Annotated in this window: 5 protein-coding genes; 3 read left to right on the top strand and 2 right to left on the bottom strand. The window is 38.2% G+C overall.

Features of this window, described 5'->3' with window-relative positions; all coding sequences use genetic code 11:
• Positions 1–78: 78 nt before the first annotated feature.
• A complete protein-coding gene (gene rsxA / locus G322_RS0117475; protein WP_022942991.1) occupies positions 79–657 on the bottom strand; it encodes an electron transport complex subunit RsxA in 579 nt (192 codons plus the stop codon).
• A 367-nt stretch (positions 658–1,024) separates the two neighbouring features.
• On the opposite strand from rsxA, the gene nrdD reads away from it, so the two are divergent.
• From nrdD to G322_RS0117460, 3 genes are all read left to right on the top strand, one after another.
• Positions 1,025–3,142, top strand: coding sequence for an anaerobic ribonucleoside-triphosphate reductase (nrdD, locus tag G322_RS0117470; protein WP_022942990.1), 2,118 nt, complete (start codon positions 1,025–1,027; stop codon positions 3,140–3,142).
• A 207-nt stretch (positions 3,143–3,349) separates the two neighbouring features.
• Positions 3,350–3,889 carry a TIR domain-containing protein gene (locus G322_RS0117465; protein WP_022942989.1) on the top strand — a complete coding sequence of 180 codons (540 nt, stop codon included), beginning with the start codon at positions 3,350–3,352 and terminating at the stop codon, positions 3,887–3,889.
• A complete protein-coding gene (locus tag G322_RS0117460) occupies positions 3,889–4,533 on the top strand; it encodes a hypothetical protein (RefSeq protein ID WP_022942988.1) in 645 nt (214 codons plus the stop codon). Before G322_RS0117465 ends, G322_RS0117460 begins: the two co-directional genes overlap by 1 nt.
• Here G322_RS0117460 and G322_RS0117455 read toward each other — a convergent pair.
• Positions 4,517–4,696 (bottom strand): hypothetical protein, encoded by a 180-nt coding sequence (locus G322_RS0117455; protein ID WP_156873994.1) that lies wholly within the window; start codon positions 4,694–4,696, stop codon positions 4,517–4,519. The two genes, G322_RS0117460 and G322_RS0117455, sit on opposite strands and share 17 nt — an antisense overlap.
• Between the last annotated feature and the right edge of the window lie 396 nt (positions 4,697–5,092).

Below are 5,092 nucleotides of genomic sequence, written 5' to 3'. Positions count from 1 at the left end.
ATTTTAATTGTCGCTGTGATCATTTAATTAAGTCCTGTGAATCGCATAAGCGCCAGTGGATTTTAATTGTCGCTGTGATCATTTTATTAGCCCCGTAAAACCCATGAACGCAAGTGACATTAAACCTGCTGTGATCATCGCAATCGCTGAGCCTTTAAAAGGCAGTGGCACATCAGAGGCCGCTAAACGCTCACGCATTGAAGAGAACAAGACTAAGACTAATGAAAAGCCGATACCGGCACCAAAGCCGTAAATGATCGATTCAACAAAATCGTGGTTTTCATTAATGTTTAATAGTGCTAATCCTAAAATGGCACAGTTGGTGGTGATCAAGGGTAAAAATATACCTAATAAACGATATAACGTTGGGCTGGTTTTATGCATCACCATTTCAGTGAATTGCACCACAACGGCGATAACTAAAATGAAACTCAGTGTTTGCAAATAGTGTAGATCTAATGGAATAAGCAGATAATTATTAACAATATAGGAGAGTGCAGCCGTTAATGTTAAGACAAAAGTGGTCGCAAACGACATGCCAACAGCGGTTTCAACTTTATTGGAAACCCCCATAAAAGGGCATAAGCCGAGGAATTTAACCAAAACAAAGTTATTGACCAGTACCGTGCCAAAAAACAGTAAAAAATAGTTACTCATAAGAATTTAATTCCACTCACAGAATTGGGGGAGGTGAAGATTTCTGATTATAGCAAACAAGCTCTGCAAAAATAACAACCTAAGTGAGTTTTTTTAACTGAAATTAGATTGGGCTAATATAGAGGGTGAGTTATCACTATCACTTTAAACATGCTACTAGTAAGGGCTCTAAAAAGTGCAAACTAAAATTGTCAAAAAGTGTGCTAACAATAACTTTTTTATTTTTAGTTTATGCACTGGCGCATCTTTTTAAACACAAAATAAGCACCTCGATTCAAAGTTGATTTATATCAATATGTGTATATATAGTGTTATGTATAGTCTCGACCCACTAGATGTAGTGTTATTTTATTTTTGGAGTCCTATTATGAAAACGGTTGTTATTAAGCGCGACGGTAGCCAAGTCCCCTTTAATGCTCAACGTATTGCTGAAGCTATTTTAAAAGCATCAGGTGCCGCACGCTGTAAAGGTGTGGATGCATTTTTAATTGCTAGCGATATTGAAAGTGACTTGAAAGGAAAAATTGAAGTCGACATTCATGATATTCAAGAGAAAGTAGAACAACATCTGATGAAAAAGGGGCACCTTGAATTAGCCCGTGTTTATATCGAATATCGTCACGACAGAGATATTGCACGTGAGCGTAAAAGTCATCTTAACAGTGAAATTTATGGTTTGATTGAGCAGAGCAATGCCTCTTTGCTCAATGAAAATGCTAATAAAGACAGTAAAGTGATCCCAACACAGCGTGACCTGCTTGCAGGTATTGTGGCAAAACACTATGCAAAATCTCATATCTTGCCACGTGATGTAGTGCGCGCCCATGATAAAGGTGAAATTCATTATCATGATCTTGATTACGCGCCATTCTTCCCAATGTTTAACTGTATGTTAATCGATATTAAAGGAATGTTTACCCAAGGGTTTAAAATGGGTAATGCAGAGATTGAAGAGCCAAAATCCATCTCGACCGCAACTGCTGTTTGCGCGCAAATTATCGCGCAAGTGGCGAGTCATATTTATGGTGGCACCACCATTAATGGTATCGACACAACGCTTGCCCCTTATGTGACTAAAAGTTATCAAAAACACCTTGCAACCGCGAAGCAGTGGGGCATTAAAGAGCCTCAAGCGTATGCTGAACAGCAGACAGAAAAAGAGTGTTATAACGCATTTCAATCACTGGAATATGAAGTTAATACATTACATACGGCCAATGGACAAACGCCTTTTGTTACCTTTGGCTTTGGTTTAGGTACATCGTGGGAAGCGCGCTTGATTCAGCAATCTATCTTTAAAATTCGTTTGGCAGGTCTCGGTAAAAACCGTAAAACGGCTATTTTCCCAAAATTGGTGTTTGCCATTAAAGATGGTGTTAACTTTAAATCGACCGATCAAAATTACGATATTAAACAGTTAGCATTAGAGTGTGCTTCTAAACGTATGTACCCTGATATTCTCAACTTTGATAAAGTTGTTGAAATAACGGGCTCATTTAAAACGCCAATGGGTTGCCGTAGTTTCTTAGATGCATATCAAGAAAATGGTGAGCCTGTCCATGATGGTCGTAATAACTTAGGCGTAGTAAGCATTAACTTGCCTCGAATCGCACTAGAAGCAGAGGGTGACGAGCAAGCATTTTATGCGTTATTAGATAAACGCTTGTTAATGGCCAAAAAAGCGCTAGATACACGTATTGAGCGCTTATCTGACGTGAAAGCAAGTGTTGCACCTATTTTGTATATGGAAGGTGCGTGTGGTGTACGCTTAAAAGCGGATGATTGTATCGCGGAGATCTTTAAAAATGGTCGCGCTTCAATTTCACTGGGTTATATCGGCTTGCATGAAACGATCAATGCCTTACACGGCACTGATGGCCATCTTTTTGATGATAAAGCCAAGCAACAAAAAGCGATTGCAATTATTCGTTATCTAAAAAAATCCACTGAAGTTTGGACTAAAGAGTCTGGTTATGGGTTTAGCCTTTATTCCACGCCATCAGAAAACTTATGTGATCGTTTCTGTCGCCTTGATGCCAAACAGTTTGGTGTGCTTGAAGGTGTGACCGATAAAGGTTATTACACCAATAGCTTCCATTTAGATGTTGAAAAAGCGGTTAATCCTTACGATAAAATTGATTTTGAGATGCCTTATCCTGAGATCGCCAGTGGTGGTTTTATCTGTTACGGCGAATACCCCAATATGCAAAACAATCTCAAAGCGTTAGAAGATGTCTGGGATTACAGTTATTCTCGCGTGCCTTATTATGCAACTAACACCCCCATTGATGAGTGTTATGAGTGTGGCTTTCATGGTGAGTTTGATTGCACCAGTAAAGGGTTTGTCTGCCCAAGTTGTGGCAACTCCGATGCCGAAAAAGTCGCCGTTACTCGACGAGTCTGTGGTTATTTAGGTAGCCCCGATGCAAGACCCTTTAATGAGGGTAAGCAGGAAGAGGTGAAACGTCGCGTTAAGCACCTTTAATACATTAAATAGCTCATGAAAATGGGCCTTTTTTGTTTTGGAATAGGTTGTCTGCGCTTAGCTTTCAGCAGTTGGTTAAAATCTGTTGTCGTTTTTATTGTTAAAGGCTATTAAGAGAAAGTCGTTGTACGTTAGTACGGATAGTTACGGCTTAAATGTACTGTTATGTTTTTATCTTAAATTCTAGTTAATGAAATGGAGTATAAAATGGCAAGACATAAGTGTTTTATTTCGTATCATCATGAAGATCAAAATGAAGTAGATGATTTTATTCGAACATTTGATCATGAGCGCGATGTGTTTATTTCTAGAGGATTAGGTCCAGAAATGAGTCCTGATATTATTAATAGTCAAAATACAGATTATGTAATGAGTCGGATCAGAGAGTTGTATTTAAAGGATTCTACAGTCACTATTGTTTTGCTAGGAAAGTGCACATGGGCAAGACGATATGTTGATTGGGAACTACAGTCTTCATTACGTTCAGGAGAGACTGTAACGCCAAATGGTGTATTGGCAATTAAATTACCAAGCTTTTCTAAAGACACCTCATTCCCAAATAGACTTAATTTAAACTTGAGGCAAACTGATGAGCAAGAAGACTGTTATGCCCGATGGATTGAGTACCCTACGAGAAAAGAGACATTGAAAAACGCAATAGACTCTGCGTTTAATCGTAGAAGTACGCATAAAAAATGGATTGATAACCCTCGAGAAAAATTTTCTTATAACCGAACTTGCCCATAATGAGTGATAAAGCAGAAAAACTACTGAATTTCACTATTGATGAAAAATTCAATATAAATTTTTCAATTAATAGTGAATTTATTTTATATGTTTTAGCTTTAATAGTTGCTTATGCTCTTTATCAAATTTTTATTTTGAGAAAGTTTAAATCATTCGAAATAGATGAAGCTGAAATTGGTATTGGTAACCAGAAAATAAAACTACGACCTAATCTTGTTGATATGCAAATTGCGTATAAGATTTGGGTTGAGCTAAGTACAAGAAAAATTGGTTTGCCGATAGATTATGACAATGATGTGATTGTTGAAGTATATAGTTCATGGTATGGATTTTTTTCTGTTGCTCGTGAGTTGGTTAAAGATGTTCCAGTCTCAAACTTTCGGCGTAAAGATACAGAAAAGATAATTAATCTTTCTATCGAAGTGTTGAACAAAGGTATCAGACCGCATCTGACCAAATGGCAAGCAAGGTATAGACGTTGGTATGAACGAGTATCTGTATTACCTGAAAATGAATCAAAAACACCACAAGAGATTCAATGTAATTATCCATATTATGAAGAACTTGTAGCCGATTTAAGAACCGTCAATGCATGTTTAATACAATACAGAATCAAAATGCATCAAATCATTTCAAAAGCATAAAGAAAGACAAATAGGGGCTGATCTTGCCTTTTTCTTCTTCTTTGTAAAGTGCCTTTGTATTTTGTGTGTGGGTTATTTCGCCTTTGGCGAGTTCATTTTCTTTGAACAGCCAAAGAAAACGGAACCAAAAGAAAGGCTGCCCTAACCATTTTCTGATTTGCACATCCTGATTGCTTATAACGCACCAGCTCGGACAGCACATCCTTGTGCTGAACCGAGCTTAGTATCGGCATCCATGCCTTCACTTGCTAAGCAATCATGCCTTAGCAAGAAAATGGAAAGGGGGTTGTGTCGCCGATTTGTTATCCTTTCTAACTGTGAGTAAAAGAGACTTGCCTCTAATGAATAGCATTTTCAGAACCGAAACGTGTTTCGCAGTCTGAAAGAGCAAGATTCTTTAGCGAGTAAAGAAAACAGAAGCAAAAGAAAGGCTGCCACTGCCATTTTTTTAATCTTGCACGATTTGATTGCTTAAAACGCACCAGCTCAAACAGCACATCCCTGTGCTGGCTGAGCTTAGGTCGGCATCCCTGCCGGCTCTTGCTAAGCAATCAACTCT

This window comes from Psychromonas hadalis ATCC BAA-638 (genome assembly GCF_000420245.1).
In the GTDB taxonomy this organism is placed as follows: Bacteria; Pseudomonadota; Gammaproteobacteria; order Enterobacterales; family Psychromonadaceae; genus Psychromonas; species Psychromonas hadalis.
Note: the sequence above shows the minus strand (reverse complement) of the source record. Positions and strands in the feature narration are given on the sequence as shown.